The sequence below is a fragment of the Enterobacter cloacae complex sp. 2024EL-00227 genome (assembly GCF_043945315.1).
Taxonomy (GTDB): domain Bacteria; phylum Pseudomonadota; class Gammaproteobacteria; order Enterobacterales; family Enterobacteriaceae; genus Enterobacter; species Enterobacter roggenkampii.
The window spans coordinates 240221-262877 of sequence record NZ_JBIMQP010000008.1; the positions used below are offsets into that span (position 1 = coordinate 240221).

Below are 22657 nucleotides of genomic sequence, written 5' to 3' on the forward strand. Positions count from 1 at the left end.
CCCCCTCTTTTACTGACGTCAGGTTATTCGATGAAACGTGTTTCTCAACTGACCGCGCTGGCCCTGCTCTGCGGCCTCGCTTCTTTTTCCTCGCTGGCGGCTGATATGCCCAACGCCATCACGCTGTCTCAGCTTCAGGCACAGCACGGCACGCCTGTCGACACACGCGCCAGCGCCTTCTATAACGGCTGGCCGCAGACGCTTAGCGGCCCCTCCGGGCATGAACCCGCCGCGCTCAACCTTGCTGCCGCCTGGCTCAGCGCCATGAGCGACGAGCAGATTGCGCTGTGGGCAAAACAGCATCAGCTTACCCCTGCGACGACCATCGCCCTGTACGGCGACGAGAACGATAACCAGGCGGTGAAAGCCCGCCTGGAGAAAGCCGGGTACCGCCACGTTTCGCTGCTCAGCGATGCTCTGCAGACGCCCGAGCGCCTTCAGCGCCTGCCTCACTTTGAACAGCTGGTTTACCCGCAGTGGATCCACCGACTCCAGCAGGGTAAACCCGTGGCTGCCGCACCGGCGGGCGACTGGAAAGTGATTGAGGCCGCCTGGGGTGCACCGAAGTTTTACTTGCTGAACCACATTCCCGGCGCGGGCTATATCGACACCAACGAGGTGGAAAGCGAACCGCTGTGGAATAAAGTCTCCGACGACAAGCTGAGAGCGATGCTGGCGAAGCACGGGATCCGTCACGATACCACCGTCATTTTGTATGGCCGCGACGTCTACGCCGCCGCGCGCGTGGCGCAGATTATGCTGTATGCGGGCGTGAAGGATGTGCGTATTCTCGACGGCGGCTGGAAGGCGTGGTCGGATGCAGGCCTGCCGGTTGAGCGCGGTACGCCCGGTAAAGTGACGCCCGCCCCCGATTTCGGCGCGCCGATCCCCGGTCAGCCGCAGCTGATGGTGGATATGGAACAGGCGCGCGACATGCTGCACCGTCAGGATGCCTCTCTGGTCAGCATACGCTCGTGGCCGGAGTTCATCGGCGAAACCAGCGGCTACAGCTACATCAAGCCAAAAGGTGAAATTGCCGGTGCCCGCTGGGGTCACGCGGGCAGCGATGCCACCCACATGGAGGATTTCCATAACCCGGATGGCACCATGCGCAGCGCTGACGACATCGCCGCCCAGTGGAAGCGCTGGAATATTCTGCCGGAACAGCACGTCGCGTTTTACTGCGGCACCGGCTGGCGGGCGTCTGAAACCTTTATGTACGCCCGGGCGATGGGCTGGAAGAATATCGCCGTCTATGACGGCGGCTGGTACGAATGGAGCAGTCATCCGCAGAACCCGGTGACGACCGGTGAGCGCGGGCCTGAAAGCGCGCGCTAAGGGTTAAGTGACTTCAGCGTCACGTAGCCGCTCCAGATGCGCGTTGTGGTGGTCAGCCAGCACAGCGCGCCGAATACCCACGCGAAGAGCGTAAAGTGCGCAGGAAAAAGGCAGCACAGCACAAACAGCATGATGGTCTCCGTCCCTTCCGTTAACCCGCCGATGTAATAAAACGACTTGTGCGCATAGCCGGGGTTGTCGATGTCGTGCTTCGCGGCCAGGGCCGCAAACGCCAGAAAACTGCTGCCGGTCCCGATAAACGCGAACAGCAGCCAGGCGGCTACCAGCGCATTTTCCGCCGGTGCTGCCAGCGCAAAGCCAAACGGCACCAGGGCGTAGAACAGAAAGTCGAGCGCGATATCGAGAAATCCCCCCGCATCGCTCAGGCCTCTGCGGCGCGCCAGCGCCCCGTCCAGACCGTCCAGCAGGCGGTTAAGCACGATGGCGACCAGCGCCGCCGGATACCAGCCAAGGACCAGAAACGGCAGCGCCAGCACGCCGATGGCAAACCCGGCCAGGGTTAATCCGTCGGGCGTGATGCCCGGCCTGTCCAGCACGGAGACCAGACGATTCAGCGCCGGTTTTATCCGCGGGTGAAGATGGCGATCAAGCATGGGGCGTCTCGTTAAAGGTGGCGCACAGCCCCTGCGCCGGAATATCCAGCGCGGCGTTAAAGCGGGCAGAGAGATTCTGAAAGGCAATGAGCGCCGTCATCTCGGTGATGGCATCTTCCGTAAAGTGGCGCTTCAGCGCCGTTCTGATAGCCTCATCCGCCCGGGGCGGCGTGGCGGTCACCGCCTCGGCGTAGGCCAGCGCCGCGCGCTCCTGCTCCGTGAACAAGGCGGATGCCTGCCAGTCGCTAACGGCCTGCACCTTTTCCAGCGCACCGCAGCGCTCGGCCAGCCGCAGGCTGTTGGCATCAATACAGAAAGCGCAGTGGCAGAGCTGGGACACCCGCGTCATGAGCAGCGAACGCAGCACGGGCGTCAGGCGCGCGTGACGACGCTCCAGAAAACCGACGAACAGCGCGACCAGCCAGAACAGACGCGGCATGCGCCCCCACCAGCGCGTGGGATTCAGCACGGCGCCAAAATGCTTTTTCTGCATCACGGCAATGGGTTTAAGGCTGGCGGGAAGGGATTCGATAGGGGCAACCCAGGCGGTAGTCTCTTTCACCTGATTCTCCTGATTACTGGACTCTGAGAAAGGGCACGATAATATGTCTTTTTTCGCCATCAATTATTGACGACCATGCTGAAAACACTCGATGTCGTTGCCGCCATCATCGAAAAAGACGACAAAATTTTACTGGCGCAGCGCCCTGCCCACGCCGACCAGCCGGGCATGTGGGAATTTGCAGGCGGCAAAGTCGAGGCGGGAGAAACCCAGCCCGAGGCGCTTATCCGCGAGCTGCGTGAAGAGTTGGGTATTGAAGCGCGGCCTGCGCAATACGTGGCAAGCCACCAGCGCGAAGTCTCGCAGCACTTAATCAACCTGCACGCCTGGCACGTTCCTGCGTTTAGCGGCGAGCTCAGGGCGCACTACCACAGCGCGCTGGCGTGGTGTACGCCTGAAGAGGCGTTTGGCTATACCTTAGCCCCCGCGGATATTCCCCTGCTGGAGGCGTTTATTGTTTTACGCGACGCCAGACCAGCGGGTTCGTGCTGATGGCGCGCTCGTCGCGCTGGCACTGCAGCAGCACGCCATCCGCCTTCACGACGGCCCCTTCAGAATAGTTTTGATCCTGATAAATGCAGCACTGGTTACACGGCTGCGCACGCTGGCCGCTGGAGCTAAACACTTCTGGCGGCACGTTCACTTCTACATCCGGGCGAATGCGGTCAGCCTGCGCGCCTGCGGTCAACATCAATGATAACGCGGCCATCACGTAACGGTTCATAGACTTCTCTTCCTGTTGTGTCCTGATAATGACTATAACGGTAAATCGGGCAGAATCTTTAATTTAGCGCGCCATCGCTTTTGGTTATGACGCAGCACCTGTCATTAATTTCCCTTTCGTCCTGAATTTCTGCTTGCCACACAAAGCGGTACGGGTGGTATAGTCAAAAAACAACACAAAATGCATAAGTCATATACAAACATTATTATAAGAGGTTCTTATATCTATGGATCAGACACGCTCTCTGGAAAGTTTCCTTGCCCATGTTCAGCAGCGCGACCCGCACCAAAGCGAGTTCGCCCAGGCCGTGCGTGAAGTGATGACCACCCTGTGGCCCTTCCTTGAACAAAACCCGCGCTATCGCCAGATGTCGTTGCTCGAACGCCTGGTCGAGCCAGAGCGCGTGATCCAGTTCCGCGTGACCTGGGTGGACGATCGCAATCAGGTGCAGGTTAACCGCGCGTGGCGCGTCCAGTTTAACTCCGCCATCGGCCCGTTTAAGGGCGGCATGCGCTTCCACCCTTCCGTGAACCTGTCGATTCTGAAATTCCTCGGCTTCGAGCAGACCTTTAAAAATGCACTGACCACGCTGCCCATGGGCGGCGGAAAAGGCGGCAGCGATTTCGATCCGAAAGGCAAAAGCGAAGGTGAAGTGATGCGTTTCTGCCAGGCGCTGATGACCGAACTCTACCGTCACCTCGGCCCGGACACCGACGTGCCTGCCGGTGATATCGGCGTGGGCGGACGTGAAGTGGGCTTTATGGCCGGGATGATGAAAAAGCTTTCCAACAACAGCGCCTGCGTCTTTACCGGCAAAGGGCTGTCGTTTGGCGGGAGCCTGATCCGCCCCGAAGCGACCGGGTACGGCCTGGTTTACTTTACAGAGGCCATGCTCAAGCGTCACGGCTTAGGCTTCGAAGGCATGCGCGTAGCCGTTTCCGGCTCCGGTAACGTGGCGCAGTACGCGATTGAAAAAGCGATGCAGTTTGGCGCTCGCGTGCTGACCGCCTCTGACTCCAGCGGAACGGTGGTGGATGAAGCGGGCTTCACGGCAGAGAAGCTGGCGCGCCTGTGTGAAATCAAAGCCAGCCGCGATGGACGCGTAGCGGATTACGCCCGGGAGTTTGGCCTGACCTACCTCGAAGGTAAACAGCCGTGGGGCGTGCCGGTGGATATCGCCCTGCCGTGCGCCACGCAGAACGAGCTGGATGCTGAAGCCGCGCGCACGTTAATTAGCAACGGTGTAAAAGCGGTCGCCGAAGGGGCAAACATGCCGACCACGATCGACGCGACGGACCTGTTCCTGGAGGCAGGCGTGCTGTTTGCACCGGGCAAGGCCGCCAACGCGGGCGGCGTGGCAACCTCCGGCCTCGAGATGGCGCAAAACGCCGCGCGTCTCGGCTGGAAGGCGGAGAAAGTGGATGCGCGCCTGCACCATATCATGCTGGATATTCACCACGCCTGCGTGGAGTACGGCGGTGAAGCATCGCAAACCAACTACGTGCGTGGGGCGAATATCGCCGGGTTCGTGAAGGTAGCGGATGCGATGATTGGGCAGGGTGTGATTTAAGTTTTCGCGGCGTTCTCGCCCTGTAGGCCCGGTAAGCGTTAGCGCCACCGGGCTTTTTTCAGGCCGCAGAGCTGTCTTTCGCCGGGTGGCGGCTTCGCCTGACCCGGCCTACGGGTTAAGAAGCGGCCGCGCTCTTTTTCTTTTTAAACGGTTTCTTCGCGCCACCACCGGGTGCAACCATCCCTCTGAACGTTTTCACGGGCGTGCTGCGCGCCTGATCGATCAGCTGGTAAAGCGTCCCCACCAGCGGCTGCATAAAGTCCTGATAGCGGCACTGCTTCTCGCTGATCTGCGTCAGCACCGATTCCCAGTGCGCGGTCATGTCCGGCCTGGCGGCCAGCTCCGGCAGGGAATGAATCAGCGCGCGGCCCGGCTCGGTCGAATGGATATAGCGCCCCTTTTTCTCAAGAAAACCGCGCTTAAAGAGCAGCTCGATAATCCCCGCGCGGGTCGCCTCCGTGCCCAGACCGTCGGTGGCGCGCAGGATCTTCTTCAGATCTTTATCCTGCACGAACCGGGCGATCCCGGTCATCGCGGAAAGCAGCGTCGCATCGGTAAAATGGCGCGGCGGCTGGGTCTGGCGTTCCACCACTTCCCCTTTCTCGCACAGCAGCTCGTCGTCTTTGGCGACCACGGGCAGCGGCGTACCGTCGTTCTCTTCGTCACGCTCTTTGTTGCCGAGCAGCGTGCGCCAGCCTGCTTCCGCGAGGAAACGGGCTTTGGCGATAAACTTCCCTTTTGCGATTTCCAGCTCGATCACGCATTTGCGGAACACCGCGTCCGGGCAGAACTGCATCAGGTACTGACGAGCGATCAGGTTGTAGACCTTCGCTTCGTTATCCGTCAGGTTGACGCTGCTGGCGCGCGCCGTCGGGATAATCGCGTGGTGGGCGTCCACCTTTTTGTCGTCCCAGCAGCGGTTATGGGTATCTGGGTTCACTACCGGCTGCGGCAGCAGATCCGGCGCGTGCACGCTAATGGCGTTCATCACCGAATGACGACCGGCAAAATGCTCTTCCGGCAGGTAGCGGCTATCCGAACGCGGATAGGTGATCAGCTTATGGGTTTCATAGAGCTTCTGGCAGATATCCAGCACGTTCTGCGCGCTGAGGCCAAAGCGCTTTGCGGCCTCGATCTGCAGGGCCGACAGCGAGAACGGCAGCGGCGCGGGTTCTGATTCCCGTTTATCGTTATAGCTGGTGACGAGAGCGGGCTGTCCGGTAATGCGGTTAACCACATGATCCGCCAGCGGACGGTGCAGCAAACGCCCCTCTTCATCCTGATATGACTCGCAGGCATCGCTCGGCTGCCAGACGGCGGTAAAGCGTTCGTCTTTAGGCGTGACGATATGCGCTTTCACTTCAAAGAAATCTTTGGCGACGAAGTTCTCAATCTCTTCATCACGACGCACGACCAGCCCCAGCACCGGCGTCTGCACGCGCCCCACGGAGAGCACGCCCTGATAGCCCGCGTTGCGCCCGAGGATGGTGTAGGCGCGGGTCATGTTGATGCCGTACAGCCAGTCCGCGCGCGCGCGGGCGAGCGCGGAGACGCACAGCGGGATAAATTCGCTGTTGGCGCGCAGGCGCGAGATCGCACGCTCCACCGCCTGCGGGTTGAGGTCGTTGATCAGACAGCGCTGCACCTGCTGGCGCTTTTCCGGCGCCAGTTCAAGATAGTCCAGCACCTCATCCACCAGCAGCTGTCCTTCCCTGTCCGGGTCACCCGCGTGCACGATTTCATCGGCTTCATGCAGGAAGCGCTTGATCACGTTGAGCTGTTTGGTCACCGAAGGTCGGGGCTGCAGGCGCCATTTTTCCGGCACGATGGGCAGATCGTTTAAATTCCAGCGGGCGTAGCGGCTGTCATAGACATCCGGCTGCGCCTGCTCAAGCAGGTGACCGATACACCAGGTGACCACCTGCCCGTTACCGCATTCGATAAAGCCGTCGCCTTTGCGATGCGGCTTGGGCAGCACATCGGCAATGGCACGGGCCAGGCTCGGCTTTTCGGCAATAAACAACCGCATCGAATTAACGGATCTCAATCATCGGTCGGCCACCGCGCGCGGTCACCAGCTCGCCGATCGCCGTCAGGGTAATGCCGAACTCGGCGGCCGTGGCCTGAACCTCGGCTTCGGATTCCGGCGTGACCGCCAGCAGCAGGCCGCCGGAGGTTTGCGGATCGCACAGCAGGTTGCGCCATTCTTCTGGCATTTCGCCCATCAGGTGACCATAGCTGGCGAAGTTACGCTGGGTACCGCCCGGGACCGCGCCCTGAGCAATATACTCTTCCACGCCCGGTAGCTTCGGCACGTCCTGATACCAGACCTGCGCCTGCACGCCCGCGCCCTGACACACTTCGGAGAGGTGCCCCAGCAGACCAAAACCGGTCACGTCGGTCATCGCCTTCACGCCGTCGATATTGGCGAACGCCGCACCCGCGAGGTTCATCTGGCACATGACTTCGGTTGCCAGCCCTTTGTGCTCCGGTTTGAGCAGGGATTTTTTCTCGGCGGTGGTCAGCACGCCAATGCCCAACGGCTTGGTGAGGAACAGCTTGCAGCCCGCCTGCGCGGTACTGTTGCGCTTCACGCGCTCGGTCGGGACCACGCCGGTAACGGCCAGGCCGAAGATAGGCTCCGGCGCATCGATAGAGTGACCACCGGCCAGCGCAATCCCCGCCTGCTGGCAGGCAAAACGGCCGCCATCAATCACTTCACGGGCCACTTCCGGCGGGATGGTGTTGATCGGCCAGCCCAGAATAGCGATCGCCATAATCGGTTTGCCGCCCATGGCGAAGATATCGCTGATGGCGTTGGTGGCCGCAATACGCCCGAAATCGAACGGATTGTCGACAATCGGCATAAAGAAGTCGGTGGTACTGATAATGCTGGTGCCGTTACCTAAGTCATAAACTGCAGCATCGTCGCGCGTTTCATTGCCGACAAGCAGGTTCGGGTCGACAAACTTCGCCTGTTCACTGTGCAGGATGGTCTCCAGCACTTTCGGGGAAATTTTACAACCGCAACCGGCTCCGTGGCTGTACTGCGTTAAACGAATGGTTTGCTCGCTCATGGACGTCTCCTGTCATCTCAATCGCGCTATGGTAGCGCTCATTCCATAAAGAGGTAAGTATGACTGTCTGAATTCTGCGGCAGATGCTCAGAATCCAGACAGTTTAGCGTGCGTTATCAGAAGCGGCTGACGAAAGGCGTGGTGTCCGGCACGCTGATGGTGCTGGAGGCTTTAAGCTGCGGGGTGCCGAGGTAGAGGAAACCGACAATTTTGTCATGCTCACCGCAGCCAAAACCGTCACGGACCGCCGGGCTTTCGGTCAGCGCACCGGTGCGCCAGATACCGTTAAAGCCTTGTGCGACGGCGGCCATCTGCATCGCCATCACCGCACAGCCCGCAGACATTTCCTGTTCCCAGACCGGGACTTTATGATCCGCCCGGCATTTTGCCACGACAGCGATGATCATCGGGGCGCGGAACGGGGCATTACGCGCCTTATCGATTCCTTTCTCATCCTGCCCTGCGGCCACCGCCCCCTGCTCCAGCAGTTTACTGAAACGATCGCGGCCTTCGCCTTCAATCACAAAGAAGTGCCACGGCTGCAGCGTGCCATGATCGGGGGCACGCATGCCGGCACGCAGAATGTTCTGCAGCTGCTCGCCTGCCGGGGCAGGTTCGGCCAGACGGGAAGCGCTACGGCGGTTAACAAGCAGTTCGAGTGCGTCCATTGGTTAACTCCTTTCTTGAAATTTACTCACAAAATTAACACGACGGCAGATTTTGTTACAGCCTGGCAGGCGATTCCTGCTGACAAGTGGCGGTTGGGTCATTACGATAACCCAACATTACCGTCCAGTGGCGACGGAAACAGTCATTTTCTGGTTAGGGAGAATACATGCGAACCCTTTGGCGAATTATTGCCGGTTTCTTTAAATGGACGTGGCGACTGCTCAACTTCGTCCGCAACCTGGTGATGAATATCTTCTTCATCCTGCTGGTTCTGGTTTGCGCGGGCATCTGGATGCACATCAGCAACGCAAATCAGGCGCAGCATTCGACTCGCGGGGCCCTGTTACTCGATATCACCGGCGTCATCGTTGATAAACCGTCAGCCAGCAACCGTCTGGGTGTGATCAGCCGTCAGCTGTTTGGCGCCACGTCCGACCGCCTGCAGGAAAACTCCCTGTTCGATATCGTCGATGCCATCCGTCAGGCCAAAGATGACCGCAACATCACCGGCATCGTGCTGGATCTGAAAGATTTTGCCGGCGGCGATCAGCCGTCTATGCAGTACATCGGTAAAGCGCTGCGCGAATTCCGCGACAGCGGCAAGCCGGTCATTGCCGTGGGCGACAGCTACAGCCAGGGGCAATATTATCTGGCGAGCTTCGCCAATAAAATCTGGCTCTCCCCGCAGGGTACGGTCGATCTGCACGGCTTTGCCACCAACGGCCTGTACTATAAATCGCTGCTCGATAAGCTGAAGGTCACCACCCACGTCTTCCGCGTCGGTACGTACAAATCCGCCGTGGAGCCGTTTATCCGCGACGATATGTCCCCTGCCGCCCGCGAAGCGGACAGCCGCTGGATTGGCGAGCTGTGGCAGAACTATCTCGGCACCGTTGCCGCTAACCGTCAGATTACGCCTGAGCAGGTGTTCCCTGGCGCGCAGGGCGTGCTGGAAGGCCTTCGTAAGGTTGACGGCGATACCGCGAAATACGCGCTCGATAACAAACTGGTTGATGCCCTGGGCACCAGCGCCGAGATTGAAAAATCCCTGAGCAAACAGTTTGGCTGGAGCAAAGAGGACAAAAATTACAGCGCCATCAGCATGTATGATTACTCGACGAAGAAACCGGATGAGAACGGGGACAGCGTCGCGGTGGTCTTTGCTAACGGTGCGATCATGGACGGTCAGGAGACTCCGGGGAACGTGGGCGGCGACACCACCGCGTCACAAATCCGCGATGCGCGCCTCGATCCGAAAGTGAAGGCGATTGTCCTGCGGGTCAACAGCCCTGGCGGTAGCGTCAGCGCCTCCGAAGTGATCCGCGCTGAACTGGCCTCGGCCCGCGCCGCCGGTAAGCCGGTCGTCGTCTCAATGGGCGGAATGGCCGCCTCCGGGGGTTACTGGATCTCAACGCCAGCCAACTACATCGTGGCGAACCCAAGCACGCTCACCGGCTCGATTGGCATCTTCGGGGTGATCAACACCGTAGAAAACAGCCTGGGTTCTCTGGGCGTGCATACTGACGGCGTAGCGACCTCTCCGCTCGCGGATGTCGCGGTGACCAAATCCCTGCCGCCGGAAGTCTCTGAGATGATGCAGCTCAGCATTGAGAACGGCTATAAACGCTTTATCACCCTGGTCGCCGACTCGCGCAAAAAGACGCCTGAGCAGATCGACCAGATTGCGCAGGGCCACGTCTGGACCGGTCAGGATGCGAAGAGCAACGGACTGGTGGACAGCCTGGGCGACTTCGATGACGCGGTGAAGAAAGCCGCCGAACTGGCGAAGCTGAAGCAGTGGCATATCGAGTATTACCAGGACGAACCGTCGTTCTTCGATATGGTCATGGACAGCATGTCCGGCTCGGTACGCGCCATGCTGCCGGAGGCGCTGCAGGCTTACCTGCCTGCGCCGGTCGCCACGGCGGCAAAAGCGATGAAGGCAGAAAGCGATAAACTTGCGGCCTTTAACGATCCACAGAGTCGTTACGCGTTTTGCCTGACCTGCGCGAACGTCCGTTAAAAACCGTCCCCTCTTCCTACGAAGAGGGGATTTTTTTCTTTTGAAGAACAAGAACTCACTACCATGCAGAAGAAATCGATTTATGTAGCCTACACTGGCGGTACCATCGGTATGCAGCGCTCCGAAAACGGCTATATCCCCGTCTCCGGCCACCTGCAGCGTCAGCTTGCGCTGATGCCCGAATTCCACCGTCCGGAAATGCCTGACTTTACCATCCACGAATACGAGCCGCTGATGGACTCCTCCGACATGACGCCGGAAGACTGGCAGCACATCGCGGATGACATTAAAGCCCATTACGACCAGTACGACGGCTTCGTGATCCTGCACGGTACCGACACCATGGCGTTTACCGCCTCGGCGCTCTCCTTCATGCTGGAGAACCTGAGCAAGCCGGTTATCGTCACCGGGTCGCAAATTCCGCTGGCGGAGCTGCGCTCCGACGGGCAGATCAACCTGCTGAACTCCCTGTACGTGGCGGCGAATTACCCGATTAACGAAGTGTCGTTGTTCTTTAACAACCGTCTGTATCGCGGGAACCGCACCACCAAAGCCCACGCCGACGGCTTTGACGCCTTTGCCTCACCTAACCTGCAGCCGCTGCTGGAGGCCGGGATTCATATCCGTCGTCTGGGAACCCCACCTGCACCGAACACCGCGGGCGAGCTGATTGTGCATCCGATTACTCCGCAACCGATTGGCGTGGTCACCATCTATCCGGGTATCTCTGCGGACGTGGTGCGTAACTTCCTGCGCCAGCCGGTGAAGGCGCTGATCCTGCGCTCCTACGGCGTGGGCAATGCGCCGCAGAACGGTGAATTTCTGAAAGAGCTTCAGGAAGCCAGCGAGCGTGGAATTGTGGTGGTGAACCTGACCCAGTGTATGTCCGGTAAAGTGAATATGGGCGGCTATGCCACCGGCAACGCGCTGGCGCATGCGGGGGTGATCAGCGGTTTCGATATGACCGTTGAGGCAACGCTGACTAAACTTCACTATTTACTGAGTCAGGATCTGGACATTCAGTCCATTCGCAGCGCGATGATGCAAAACCTGCGCGGCGAACTGACGCCTGACGAATAAGGAGGTCTCATGAAGCAACGCGCCCTGCTCCTGGTCGATTTGCAAAATGATTTCTGCGCGGGCGGTGCGCTGGCCGTCGCCGAAGGTGACAGCACCGTTGACGTGGCCAACACGCTGATTGACTGGTGCAAAGCCCGTGGTGAAGCAGTTGTCGCAAGCCAGGACTGGCACCCGGCAAATCACGGCAGCTTTGCCAGCCAGCACAATGTCGAGCCCTTCACCCAGGGTGAACTCGACGGGCTGGCGCAAACTTTCTGGCCGGATCACTGCGTACAGCAAACGGAAGGCGCGGAGTTACATCCGCTCCTGAACCAGAAAGCCATCGACGCGGTGTTCCATAAAGGTGAAAACCCGGCTATCGACAGCTATAGCGCGTTTTTTGATAACGGGCATCGCCAGAAAACGGCGCTGGACGCCTGGTTACGTCACCATGAAATCACCGAGCTGATTGTACTGGGGCTGGCAACGGACTACTGCGTGAAGTTCACCGTGCTGGATGCGCTTCAGCTTGGCTATACCGTCAGCGTCATCACCGACGGCTGCCGCGGGGTGAACATTCATCCGCAGGACAGCGCTCAGGCGTTTATGGATATGGCTGCGGAAGGCGCGACGCTGTATACGCTCGAAGACTGGCTGGAAACGCAGGCGTAGTCTTTTAAGCCGGGTGGCGGCTGCGCCCTTACTCTGCCTACTTCTTTGGTCTGGTAGGCCGGGTAAGCGTCAGCGCCACCCGGCAAAACTCCCCCTCCGATCCCCATAAAGTGAACTCCCTCGCAACCTCAGCGAAGCGGCAATGCTATTCTCTTCAGGCTGTTTTTTCGCCACGCCTTTTCCGTGGCGTGGTTATTTTTATTAAGTCAAAGAGGAACTTGTATGAAACGTTTGCCCTTGCTGGCAGCACTACCCTTGCTTTGCGCATCAGTTGCCTCCGCCAGTTCCCTGATGTCCGTAGGCTACTTTAACGGGGGTGGCGACGTCACCGCCGGACCGGGTGGCGATATCAATAAGCTGGACGTTCGCCAGATCACCCACCTGAACTACTCGTTTGGTCTGGTCTATAACGACGAAAAAGACGAAACCAACGCCGCGCTGAAAGATCCGGCGAAGCTGCATCAAATCTGGCTATCGCCAAAAGTGGCGTCCGATCTGGCCTTAATCCCCACGCTGCGTAAGCAAAACCCAAATCTTAAGGTCCTGCTCTCCGTCGGCGGCTGGGGCGCGCGTGGTTTCTCTGGCGCAGCGGCAACCCAAGAGAGCCGCGCGGTGTTCATCCGCTCCGCGCAGGAGATTGTTGAAAAATATGGTCTGGACGGGATCGACCTCGACTGGGAGTATCCGGTCAACGGCGCCTGGGGCCTGGTGGCAAGCCAGCCCACCGACAGGGAAAACTTTACCGCCCTGCTGAAGGAGATGCGCGACGCGTTCGGGCATAAAAAGCTGGTGACCATTGCGGTAGGCGCGAATGCGGAAAGTCCGAAAAGCTGGGTGGATGTGAAAGCCATTGCGCCCCTGCTCGATTACATCAACCTGATGACCTACGACATGGCGTACGGCACGCAGTATTTCAATGCCAACCTGTACGACTCCAGCGCCTGGCCGACGGTGGCCGCCGCGGACAAATACAGCGTCGATTTTGTGGTGAACAACTATCTGGCCGCCGGGCTGAAGCCACAGCAGATGAATCTCGGGATTGGTTTCTATGGCCGCGTACCGAAACGCGCCGTGGAGCCGGGCATTGACTGGACGAAACCCGATGCGCAAAAAAATCCGGCCACTCAGCCCTACTTCGGGCCGCAGGAGATCGGGTTGTTCAAGTCGCTCGGCTATGACCTGACCAAAGATACCTACGTGAAGTACAACGATATCGTCAAAAAGCTGCTGAACGATCCGCAGAAACGCTTTACCGAGCACTGGGACGACCAGGCGAAAGTGCCGTGGCTTTCGGTGAAGGGTGCCGATGGCAACGCGCTGTTTGCGATTTCGTATGAGAACCCGCGATCCGTGGCGATCAAAGCGGACTACATCAAAGAGAAAGGTCTCGCCGGGGCGATGTTCTGGGAGTACGGCGCGGATGATGAAAACCAATTAGCGAAGCAGCTGGCGGCGTCGCTCGGGATCCCGCACTAAAGTGTAGCGTGCCGGGTGGCGCTAGCGCTTACCCGGCCTACATGAGAGCATTATTTGAAAGTCGCAATCGGCTTCGGGGTGATACCGAAGTCCTCTTTCAGCTCACGCTTGCTCTTCATCACCATCTGACCACGGGTGTCGATCGTCATGTGCTGCGCGTCGGTGTTGTTGCGCGCCTGCCACAGCATGACCAGCTGCAGGCTGTTCTCTTTCTGCTCCGGGGTCAGCGCGACGCCATCGGGCCATTTTCCCAGCTCTACGGCGGTGACCAGACGCTGATAAATCTCCGGCGTCATCCCGCTAATCATGTCTTCAATATTCACAATCCCGCCCTTTTAAAGGAATAATTTGCTGAATCGTTTTTTCAACCCTTGATCTGGTCGCCGTTTTCATCGTCAGTGAAGCTCATTGAGGCGGAATTCACGCAGAAACGCTCGCCCGTTGGCTGAGGGCCATCCGGGAAGACGTGTCCAAGGTGCGCATCACAGTTGCCACAGCGAATTTCCGTGCGCACCATGCCGTGCGACGCGTCGGTCAGATAGCGGATAGCCTCATCGCTCACCGGCTCGTAAAAGCTCGGCCAGCCGCAGCCCGAATCAAATTTCGTTTGGGAATTAAACAGCGGGGCATCACAGACCAGGCAGTGGTAGACGCCGTCTCGCTTGTTGTGCAGTAAACGCCCGGTGAACGGCGGTTCCGTCCCGTGGTTTTGCGTCACGTAAAACTGCATTTCTGTGAGGTTTTTTTTCAAATCGTCGGGGTTACGTTGGTTCGACATATGCTTACATCTCGCTGTAGAAACAGACATCTTTTACCCCGCATTCTAACAAAACATTAACACCCTTGCGTGCACTTTTGATCTAAACTTATGTGTCGCGAAAAGGCGGTCAGGCAATTGTGATCATATTCACATTTTTATCCTGCGAGGACTTTAAAATTCCGGGCGCAGCCCCCATGTGGTTGCAAGCTCAAAGGGAAAGTGAGGCGAGTCAGTCGCACAAACGTTAGTCACAGGATTGATTTGTCGCAATGATTGACACGATTCCGCTTGACGCTGCGTAAGGTTTTTGTAATTTTACAGGCAACCTTTTATTCACTAACAAATAGCTGGTGGAATATATGACTATCAAAGTAGGTATCAACGGTTTTGGCCGTATCGGCCGTATTGTTTTCCGTGCTGCTCAGAAACGTTCTGACATCGAAATCGTTGGTATCAACGATCTCCTGGACGCTGAATACATGGCGTACATGCTGAAGTACGACTCAACTCACGGTCGTTTCGACGGCACCGTTGAAGTGAAAGACGGCCACCTGGTTGTAAATGGCAAAACCATCCGCGTTACTGCTGAGAAAGACCCAGCTAACCTGAAATGGAACGAAATTGGTGTTGACGTTGTTGCTGAAGCAACCGGTATCTTCCTGACCGACGAAACTGCACGTAAACACATCACTGCGGGTGCGAAGAAAGTTGTTCTGACGGGTCCTTCCAAAGACAACACCCCAATGTTCGTTCGTGGTGCAAACTTCGAAACTTACGCTGGCCAGGACATCGTTTCCAACGCATCCTGCACCACCAACTGCCTGGCACCGCTGGCTAAAGTTATCAACGACAACTTCGGCATCATCGAAGGTCTGATGACCACCGTTCACGCAACCACCGCTACTCAGAAAACCGTTGATGGCCCGTCTCACAAAGACTGGCGCGGCGGCCGTGGCGCGGCTCAGAACATCATCCCATCCTCTACCGGTGCGGCTAAAGCTGTAGGTAAAGTACTGCCAGAACTGAATGGCAAACTGACTGGTATGGCGTTCCGCGTTCCAACTCCTAACGTATCCGTTGTTGACCTGACCGTTCGTCTGGAAAAAGCTGCTTCTTATGAAGAAATTAAGAAAGCAATCAAAGCTGCTTCCGAAGGCCCAATGAAAGGCGTTCTGGGTTACACCGAAGACGACGTTGTTTCTACCGATTTCAACGGCGAAGTGTGCACTTCCGTGTTCGATGCTAAAGCAGGTATCGCACTGAACGACAACTTCGTTAAACTGGTATCCTGGTACGACAACGAAACCGGCTACTCTAACAAAGTACTGGACCTGATCGCTCACATCTCCAAATAAGTTGAGATGAGTGTTTGATCCAAAAAGGCGACTTCGGTCGCCTTTTTTATTTATAAGACAGAGGATTGCTTAATGATTAATAAAATTTTTGCACTTCCGGTAGTCGAACAACTTACCCCTGTGCTCTCCCGCCGCCAGATTGACGGTGCCGACGTTATCGTCGTTGACCATCCACGCGTTAAGGCCTCCGTGGCGCTGAACGGCGCCCACCTGCTCTCCTGGAAGCCGGAAGGTGAAGTTGAGGGATTGTGGCTCAGTGATGCGACCTCCTTCAAAAAAGGGGCGGCGATTCGTGGTGGCGTACCGATCTGCTGGCCGTGGTTCGGCCCGTCCGCACAGCCGGGTTTGCCTTCTCACGGATTTGCCCGTAACCAGCAGTGGACCCTGAAAGCGCATAACGAAGACGACAGCGGCGCCGTGCTGACCTTTGAGCTGCAGGCAAATGACGAGACGCGCGCCCTGTGGCCGCACGATTTCACCCTGTACGCCCGCTTTAAGCTGGGTAAAACCTGTGAAATCGAACTGGAAGCCCACGGCGAGTTCGAAACCACCTCCGCCCTGCACACCTATTTCAACGTGGGTGACATCAGCGCTGTGAAGGTGAGTGGCCTTGGCGATACCTTTATCGATAAAGTCGACAACGCGAAAGAAGGCAAACTCAGCGACGGCGTTCAGGCGTTTCCTGACCGTACCGACCGCGTCTATCTGCATCCGGAAGCATGCAGCATGATCCACGACGGTGCCCTGAACCGCGGCATTGAGGTAGTACATCACCATCACAGCAACGTGGTGGGCTGGAACCCGGGCCCTGCACTGTCTGTCAGCATGGCCGACGTGCCTGACGACGGTTATAAAACGTTTGTCTGCGTGGAAACGGCCTGCGTGACTGCCCCGCAGAAAGCGAGTGAAGAAAAGCCATCTCGTTTAGGGCAGACGATCCGCATTATTAAGCGATAATCTCGCTGCACCACACTAAGGCAAACGGGGCGCAAGCGCCCCGTTTTGATGCACCAATTGCACAATATAAGTGCGCAATCAGAACTTGTAGGTCACACCGACAGAAAAGATGCCTGCCCAGGACTTATCAACCATCGGGCTGTCTTTCACTTCATCGCTCAGACGCTCATAACGGCCAGTACCGTACACGCTCCAGTCGCCAAGTAAGTTATAGCTCGCGGTCAGCTCCAGGTACGGATCCCAGCCGTCATCTGCGCTGTAGCTCTTCAGACCGCTACGACGGGACTCGTTTTTAGAGACGCCATAATAGTAGTCATTGTAGTTCTCGCTGTTGTACTGCACACCAATACCCGGCGTCAGGGTCAGACCACCGTTGGTGTAACGGTACAGCCACGCCAGATCCCAGATAAAGCCGTTGCTGTTATCCAGCGTATCGCCTGCCAGGGCCGTACGCAGGAAGCCATACTGGGTGTTATGCACATAAGAGAGGCCGGCCATCATCGAGCTTTTACGCTTGTCGAGCTGGCGAAGCGCGTGGCTGTCGCTGTCACCCGGCTTGAAGTGCGTAGGATCGTAGTACGCCATGATGGAAAGCTTATCGGCCGTATCGTTCCACAGATAGTAGCCGCCGCCGAGCCCACGGAACCAGACGTTATCGCCTTCATAGGTGATAACCGGGACAGGATAAACATCACGGTCATACTGTTTGTACGGGCTGTTAATGACGCCAACACCCGCGCCAACCGTCCACTGACTTTCCGCCTGTGCGGTGCTTACTGCGGTCGCGGCAAGGATGCCTAATGCCAGAAGTTTGAGTTTGGTCACAATCCATTCTTTCCTGTAGTCAAATAATCAGCGGGTGAAGTGTAACCGCCATTCCCGTACATCCCAAAATTTTTTGCCTGCTAATCAGTCTGATTAACCCATTATTTTTAACTTATCAGATGACAACCGGCTTTCATTTACATGACCGCTGAATGAAAAATGTGCTTTTGCCTTATTACCAGAGTGGAAATTTTTGGATGAGTTATTGATATGTCATTGAAAGTAGATTTTATGGGCATGCAAGTTTTGCAAATGCCATCTACGCTTTAATTTAAGAAGAGTTTTCCTGAACACCCTGCGGTTCTTAGCGTCTGACCTGGCACACAGGTTGCTGCTCTGGCAGTGAGGTGCGAGAGATTCTCTTCCGGGAGCCTCCACTACTCATACGAACGGCTCTTATCCTGTGCTAAAAAACGAAAGGACGGCATGCCATGAATATATTCGATCACTATCGCCAGCGCTATGAAGCTGCCAAGGACGAAGAGTTCACACTGCAGGAGTTTCTTACCATCTGTCGGCAAGATCGCAGTGCCTATGCCAATGCGGCAGAACGGCTATTGATGGCTATTGGTGAGCCAAACATGGTTGACACTGCCCTTGAACCCCGGCTTTCCCGTCTCTTTTCGAATCGGGTGGTCGCCCGATACCCGGCGTTTGAAGAGTTCTATGGCATGGAAGATGCCATAGAGCAGATTGTCTCCTACCTGAAGCATGCCGCTCAGGGTCTGGAAGAGAAGAAACAGATCCTCTATTTACTCGGCCCCGTGGGCGGCGGTAAATCCTCGCTGGCGGAACGCCTGAAGTCGCTGATGCAGCGCGTGCCTATCTATGTCCTGAGCGCCAACGGCGAGCGCAGCCCGGTGAACGACCATCCGCTGTGCTTATTCAATCCGCAGGAAGATGCGCAGATTCTGGATAAAGAGTACGGCATCCCGCGTCGCTACCTCGGCACCATCATGTCGCCGTGGGCGGCAAAACGCCTGCACGAGTTTGGTGGCGACATCACCAAATTCCGCGTGGTGAAAGTCTGGCCGTCGATCCTGGAACAGATCGCCATCGCTAAAACGGAACCCGGTGATGAGAACAACCAGGATATTTCGGCGCTGGTCGGTAAGGTCGACATCCGCAAGCTGGAAAACTTCGCGCAAAACGACCCCGATGTCTACGGTTACTCCGGCGCGCTGTGCCGGGCTAACCAGGGGATTATGGAATTCGTCGAGATGTTTAAAGCGCCCATCAAGGTGCTGCATCCGCTGCTGACGGCCACTCAGGAAGGAAACTACAACGGGACGGAAGGTATCTCCGCCCTGCCGTTTAACGGGATCATTCTTGCCCACTCGAACGAATCTGAATGGGTGACCTTCCGTAACAACAAAAACAATGAGGCTTTCCTTGACCGCGTGTACATCGTTAAGGTGCCTTACTGCCTGCGGATCTCCGAAGAGATCAAAATTTACGAGAAACTGCTTAACCACAGTGAGCTGGTGCATGCGCCGTGCGCGCCGGGCACGCTGGAAACGCTGTCTCGCTTCTCCATCCTGTCGCGCCTGAAAGAGCCGGAAAACTCCAGCATCTACTCGAAAATGCGCGTCTATGACGGTGAGAGCCTGAAGGATACCGATCCGAAAGCGAAGTCGTATCAGGAGTATCGCGACTACGCCGGGGTTGATGAAGGGATGAACGGTCTGTCCACGCGCTTCGCGTTTAAGATCCTCTCCCGCGTCTTTAACTTCGACCATGCGGAAGTGGCGGCCAACCCGGTGCATCTGTTCTACGTGCTGGAGCAGCAAATCGAGCGCGAGCAGTTCCCCCAGGAGCAGGCTGAACGCTACCTTGAGTTCCTGAAAGGTTACCTGATCCCGAAATACGCCGAGTTCATTGGCAAAGAGATCCAGACGGCCTACCTGGAATCCTATTCAGAATACGGGCAGAACATTTTTGACCGTTATGTCACCTACGCTGACTTCTGGATCCAGGATCAGGAGTACCGCGACCCGGATACCGGCCAGCTGTTTGACCGTGAATCCCTGAACGCGGAGCTGGAAAAAATCGAGAAGCCTGCCGGGATCAGCAACCCGAAAGATTTCCGTAATGAGATTGTGAACTTCGTCCTGCGCGCCAGAGCGCATAACAACGGGCGCAATCCGAACTGGACCAGCTACGAGAAGCTGCGCACGGTCATTGAGAAGAAAATGTTCTCCAATACCGAAGAGCTGCTGCCGGTGATCTCGTTTAACGCCAAAACCTCAACCGATGAACAGAAAAAACACGACGATTTTGTCGACCGTATGATGGAAAAAGGCTACACCCGCAAACAGGTCCGCCTGCTCTGCGAATGGTACCTGCGCGTGCGTAAATCGTCTTAAAACAAGTGCCCGGCGGCGGTTAGCGCCTGCCGGGCCTACAAAATGCAAGTTGGCAAATGCAGTACGGGGGGTATATGACCTGGTTTATTGACCGGCGTCTTAACGGCAAAAACAAGAGCACGGTGAACCGCCAGCGCTTCTTGCGTCGTTATAAAGCGCAAATTAAACAGTCTATCTCCGAGGCCATCAACAAACGCTCGGTGACCGACGTCGACAGCGGCGAGTCTGTCTCCATCCCCACCGATGACATCAGCGAACCGATGTTTCATCAGGGGCGAGGCGGCCTGCGCCATCGCGTACACCCAGGTAATGACCACTTCGTTCAGAACGACAGAATTGAGCGCCCTCAGGGCGGCGGCGGTGGTTCAGGAAGCGGTCAGGGACAGGCCAGCCAGGACGGTGAAGGTCAGGACGAATTTGTTTTCCAGATCTCAAAAGATGAATATCTCGACCTGCTGTTCGAAGACCTGGCGCTGCCGAATCTGAAAAAGAATCAGCATCGTCAGCTTAATGAATATAAAACCCACCGCGCGGGCTATACCGCCAACGGCGTGCCCGCCAACATCAGCGTCGTGCGTTCGCTGCAGAACTCGCTGGCGCGACGCACGGCCATGACGGCAGGCAAACGTCGCGAACTGCGCGAGCTGGAGAGCAGCCTGAAGGTGGTGGAAAATACGGAACCGGCGCAACTGCTGGAAGAGGAGCGCCTGCGTAAAGAGATTGCAGAGCTGAGGGCGAAGATCGAACGGGTCCCGTTTATCGACACCTTTGACCTGCGCTACAAGAACTACGAAAAACGCCCTGAGCCCTCCAGCCAGGCGGTGATGTTCTGTCTGATGGACGTGTCCGGCTCGATGGACCAGGCCACCAAGGATATGGCAAAGCGCTTCTATATTCTGCTCTATCTGTTCCTGAGCAGAACCTATAAGAACGTCGAGGTGGTCTATATCCGTCACCATACCCAGGCAAAAGAAGTGGATGAACATGAGTTCTTCTACTCGCAGGAAACCGGGGGCACCATCGTCTCAAGCGCGCTGAAGCTGATGGATGAAGTGGTCAAAGAGCGCTACGACCCGGCACAGTGGAACATTTATGCCGCGCAGGCGTCGGATGGCGATAACTGGGCCGACGACTCGCCGCTATGTCACGAGATTCTGGCGAAGAAAATTCTGCCGGTGGTGCGTTACTACAGCTATATCGAAATCACCCGTCGTGCGCACCAGACCCTGTGGCGGGAGTATGAGCATCTGCAGTCGATGTTCGATAATTTTGCCATGCAGCATATCCGTGACCAGGATGACATTTATCCGGTGTTCAGGGAGCTGTTCCACAAGCAAAGCTCAACAACCTCAAATTAACCCTTGTTAATCAGCCAGTTAGCTTTGTTTTGCTGGCTGATTAACTATAATTTTCACGTTTAAAATTCTTCATAATTTTCATTGCCTTAGTTTTTATTTTGGGGAAGGCAGTTTCGTGGTTATCCGGTTATATGGTGGGTAACTTGTCTTCCCCAATAATGTTAAGGGTGTGAGTCAGTACGCCATATACAGTTACATCATCCAGCGCGTCGCCTTCTATCGCTTCACCATCTTCAGTTATCAATGCCGCCCCGTATAGCTTTGCAAACTCGTTCCTGTTATCCATTCTAACCAGTAGCGTATCTCCCTGCTCTGGCCTCATGGCAACGTTAATGACAGCCCAACCGCATGACGTTTCTATTACCCTGCAGTTTCCATCAATTCCGCATAACAGATCGATGGTTAACCGTTGTTCCTGGTAATCCATTGCTGGTGAAGGAAATCCCATCAGAATACCCTCCCCATATTACGCAAGATCCAGTAACGGTTATCACTGCCATCCGTCGTCTTATCAGCAAAATCAGGCTGGTATCTCACAATCCATGCGTTAGCGTCTGCCTGGCTGAAATGCCAGTTCTTCTCGCGCAAATTATTGATGAATTTGTTTGTTTTTAGGCAAAGGTAGCCCTTTGGATTCTGTTCTATAGAGGCTAAAAAAGCTGCGTGAATATCATATTGGCGAGGCATAGCAGCACCCTCACTTGTTCATTGACTGTATACATATACAGTAGTATTTTTGTATCAACAGATCAAGTCAGTAAGGATGGAGAGTGATGTTCGTTGAGCTGGTTTATGACAAACGAAATGTAGAAGGGCTCGAAGGGGCCAGAGAGATCATTCTGGCCGAGCTGACGAAGCGGGTGCACCAGATTTTCCCTGATGCCGAAGTGAAGGTGAAGCCAATGCAGGCAAACGGCTTGAATAGCGATGCAAGCAAAAGCGATCGGGAAAAACTGAACCGCATGCTGGAGGAAATGTTTGAAGACTCCGATATGTGGTTGGTTTCTGAGTTCCCGACCGTTCGTCAAGTTGGCCTGTAAATCTTGTTCGGATCGTATTCCCGGATTTTGCTCGGGCATGAACACTCAGAAACCATCCGCTGTCCATCGTATGCAAGAATGGGCAGCGTTTTCTCAGCTTCCAGACTGCAACGCTTCGACCTGTTTCTTTAAATCTTCAATTTGGTCCATCAATGCCAAGATAGCTTCGTGATGCAGAGCGGCGGCCACACCAGCTGTATCCGGGAAAAGAA

At 56.5% G+C, this 22657-nt stretch carries 23 protein-coding genes; 12 read left to right on the plus strand and 11 right to left on the minus strand.

What is annotated here, in order from left to right; genetic code table 11:
* Nucleotides 1-30 precede the first annotated feature (30 nt).
* Complete coding sequence (locus ACHH0Z_RS15910; RefSeq protein ID WP_044596789.1) at nt 31-1338, plus strand: sulfurtransferase; 1308 nt, start codon at nt 31-33, stop codon at nt 1336-1338.
* On the opposite strand, the gene ACHH0Z_RS15915 is transcribed toward ACHH0Z_RS15910, so the two are convergent.
* Together ACHH0Z_RS15915 and ACHH0Z_RS15920 are read right to left on the minus strand one after the other, a co-directional pair.
* Nucleotides 1335-1952, minus strand: a complete 618-nt coding sequence (locus tag ACHH0Z_RS15915) for a CDP-alcohol phosphatidyltransferase family protein (RefSeq protein WP_045406320.1) — start codon at nt 1950-1952, stop codon at nt 1335-1337. The two genes, ACHH0Z_RS15910 and ACHH0Z_RS15915, sit on opposite strands and share 4 nt — an antisense overlap.
* Nucleotides 1945-2514: a carboxymuconolactone decarboxylase family protein gene (locus ACHH0Z_RS15920; RefSeq protein ID WP_032663734.1), complete on the minus strand. Its 570-nt coding sequence runs from the start codon at nt 2512-2514 to the stop codon at nt 1945-1947. The genes ACHH0Z_RS15915 and ACHH0Z_RS15920 overlap by 8 nt, the downstream gene beginning before the upstream one ends.
* Nucleotides 2515-2589: 75 nt before the next feature.
* Here ACHH0Z_RS15920 and ACHH0Z_RS15925 point away from each other — a divergent pair, with 75 nt between their 5' ends.
* Nucleotides 2590-3006: a pyrimidine (deoxy)nucleoside triphosphate diphosphatase gene (locus tag ACHH0Z_RS15925; protein ID WP_045406346.1), complete on the plus strand. Its 417-nt coding sequence runs from the start codon at nt 2590-2592 to the stop codon at nt 3004-3006.
* Here the strand turns inward: ACHH0Z_RS15925 and ACHH0Z_RS15930 are convergent.
* Entirely contained in the window at nt 2966-3238 is a 273-nt protein-coding gene (locus ACHH0Z_RS15930; RefSeq protein WP_044596793.1) for a YnjH family protein, read from the minus strand. The genes ACHH0Z_RS15925 and ACHH0Z_RS15930 overlap by 41 nt on opposite strands.
* 226 nt (nt 3239-3464) lie before the next feature.
* Between ACHH0Z_RS15930 and gdhA the strand changes: the two genes are divergently transcribed.
* Nucleotides 3465-4808 carry an NADP-specific glutamate dehydrogenase gene (gene gdhA, locus ACHH0Z_RS15935; protein WP_045406322.1) on the plus strand — a complete coding sequence of 448 codons (1344 nt, stop codon included), beginning with the start codon at nt 3465-3467 and terminating at the stop codon, nt 4806-4808.
* Between the two features lie 115 nt (nt 4809-4923).
* Here the strand turns inward: gdhA and ACHH0Z_RS15940 are convergent, their stop codons facing one another.
* The 3 genes from ACHH0Z_RS15940 to ACHH0Z_RS15950 form a co-directional block, all read right to left on the minus strand.
* Nucleotides 4924-6837 carry a DNA topoisomerase III gene (locus tag ACHH0Z_RS15940; RefSeq protein ID WP_045406323.1) on the minus strand — a complete coding sequence of 638 codons (1914 nt, stop codon included), beginning with the start codon at nt 6835-6837 and terminating at the stop codon, nt 4924-4926.
* Between the two features lie 4 nt (nt 6838-6841).
* Complete coding sequence (gene selD, locus ACHH0Z_RS15945; RefSeq protein WP_008500702.1) at nt 6842-7885, minus strand: selenide, water dikinase SelD; 1044 nt, start codon at nt 7883-7885, stop codon at nt 6842-6844.
* Nucleotides 7886-8001: 116 nt separating this feature from the next.
* A complete protein-coding gene (locus ACHH0Z_RS15950; protein ID WP_045406324.1) occupies nt 8002-8553 on the minus strand; it encodes an NAD(P)H nitroreductase in 552 nt (183 codons plus the stop codon).
* Nucleotides 8554-8720: 167 nt separating this feature from the next.
* On the opposite strand from ACHH0Z_RS15950, the gene sppA reads away from it, so the two are divergent.
* The 4 genes from sppA to ACHH0Z_RS15970 all read left to right on the plus strand — a co-directional run bounded on the left by sppA (nt 8721) and on the right by ACHH0Z_RS15970 (nt 13784).
* Nucleotides 8721-10577 (plus strand): signal peptide peptidase SppA, encoded by a 1857-nt coding sequence (sppA, locus tag ACHH0Z_RS15955; protein ID WP_045406327.1) that lies wholly within the window; start codon nt 8721-8723, stop codon nt 10575-10577.
* Nucleotides 10578-10640: 63 nt separating this feature from the next.
* Nucleotides 10641-11657: an asparaginase gene (gene ansA, locus ACHH0Z_RS15960; RefSeq protein WP_008500705.1), complete on the plus strand. Its 1017-nt coding sequence runs from the start codon at nt 10641-10643 to the stop codon at nt 11655-11657.
* Between the two features lie 9 nt (nt 11658-11666).
* A complete protein-coding gene (gene pncA / locus ACHH0Z_RS15965; protein ID WP_021241052.1) occupies nt 11667-12308 on the plus strand; it encodes a bifunctional nicotinamidase/pyrazinamidase in 642 nt (213 codons plus the stop codon).
* A 222-nt stretch (nt 12309-12530) separates the two neighbouring features.
* Nucleotides 12531-13784 (plus strand): glycoside hydrolase family 18 protein, encoded by a 1254-nt coding sequence (locus ACHH0Z_RS15970; RefSeq protein ID WP_021241051.1) that lies wholly within the window; start codon nt 12531-12533, stop codon nt 13782-13784.
* 50 nt (nt 13785-13834) lie between these two features.
* Here ACHH0Z_RS15970 and ACHH0Z_RS15975 read toward each other — a convergent pair whose 3' ends face one another.
* Nucleotides 13835-14107, minus strand: a complete 273-nt coding sequence (locus tag ACHH0Z_RS15975; protein ID WP_023327144.1) for a YeaC family protein — start codon at nt 14105-14107, stop codon at nt 13835-13837.
* 41 nt (nt 14108-14148) lie between these two features.
* Nucleotides 14149-14562 (minus strand): peptide-methionine (R)-S-oxide reductase MsrB, encoded by a 414-nt coding sequence (gene msrB / locus ACHH0Z_RS15980; protein WP_025911722.1) that lies wholly within the window; start codon nt 14560-14562, stop codon nt 14149-14151.
* 341 nt (nt 14563-14903) lie between these two features.
* Between msrB and gapA the strand changes: the two genes are divergently transcribed.
* A complete protein-coding gene (gene gapA / locus ACHH0Z_RS15985) occupies nt 14904-15899 on the plus strand; it encodes a glyceraldehyde-3-phosphate dehydrogenase (RefSeq protein ID WP_006809136.1) in 996 nt (331 codons plus the stop codon).
* Between the two features lie 72 nt (nt 15900-15971).
* A complete protein-coding gene (locus ACHH0Z_RS15990) occupies nt 15972-16856 on the plus strand; it encodes a D-hexose-6-phosphate mutarotase (RefSeq protein ID WP_023327142.1) in 885 nt (294 codons plus the stop codon).
* A gap of 78 nt (nt 16857-16934) precedes the next feature.
* Here ACHH0Z_RS15990 and ACHH0Z_RS15995 read toward each other — a convergent pair whose 3' ends face one another.
* The gene (locus tag ACHH0Z_RS15995; RefSeq protein WP_045406330.1) at nt 16935-17681 is read right to left on the minus strand and encodes a MipA/OmpV family protein; all 747 of its coding nucleotides are present in this window, start codon (nt 17679-17681) and stop codon (nt 16935-16937) included.
* Nucleotides 17682-18112: 431 nt separating this feature from the next.
* Between ACHH0Z_RS15995 and yeaG the strand changes: the two genes are divergently transcribed.
* Together yeaG and ACHH0Z_RS16005 are read left to right on the plus strand one after the other, a co-directional pair.
* A complete protein-coding gene (gene yeaG, locus ACHH0Z_RS16000; protein ID WP_045406332.1) occupies nt 18113-20047 on the plus strand; it encodes a protein kinase YeaG in 1935 nt (644 codons plus the stop codon).
* A gap of 74 nt (nt 20048-20121) precedes the next feature.
* A complete protein-coding gene (locus ACHH0Z_RS16005) occupies nt 20122-21405 on the plus strand; it encodes a YeaH/YhbH family protein (RefSeq protein ID WP_045336165.1) in 1284 nt (427 codons plus the stop codon).
* Nucleotides 21406-21532: 127 nt separating this feature from the next.
* Here ACHH0Z_RS16005 and ACHH0Z_RS16010 read toward each other — a convergent pair whose 3' ends face one another.
* Entirely contained in the window at nt 21533-21853 is a 321-nt protein-coding gene (locus ACHH0Z_RS16010; protein WP_045406334.1) for a hypothetical protein, read from the minus strand.
* Nucleotides 21853-22092 (minus strand): hypothetical protein, encoded by a 240-nt coding sequence (locus tag ACHH0Z_RS16015; protein WP_045406336.1) that lies wholly within the window; start codon nt 22090-22092, stop codon nt 21853-21855. The genes ACHH0Z_RS16010 and ACHH0Z_RS16015 overlap by 1 nt, the downstream gene beginning before the upstream one ends.
* A gap of 86 nt (nt 22093-22178) precedes the next feature.
* Here ACHH0Z_RS16015 and ACHH0Z_RS16020 point away from each other — a divergent pair, with 86 nt between their 5' ends.
* Nucleotides 22179-22445 (plus strand): DinI family protein, encoded by a 267-nt coding sequence (locus ACHH0Z_RS16020; RefSeq protein ID WP_059445233.1) that lies wholly within the window; start codon nt 22179-22181, stop codon nt 22443-22445.
* Nucleotides 22446-22657: the final 212 nt, after the last annotated feature.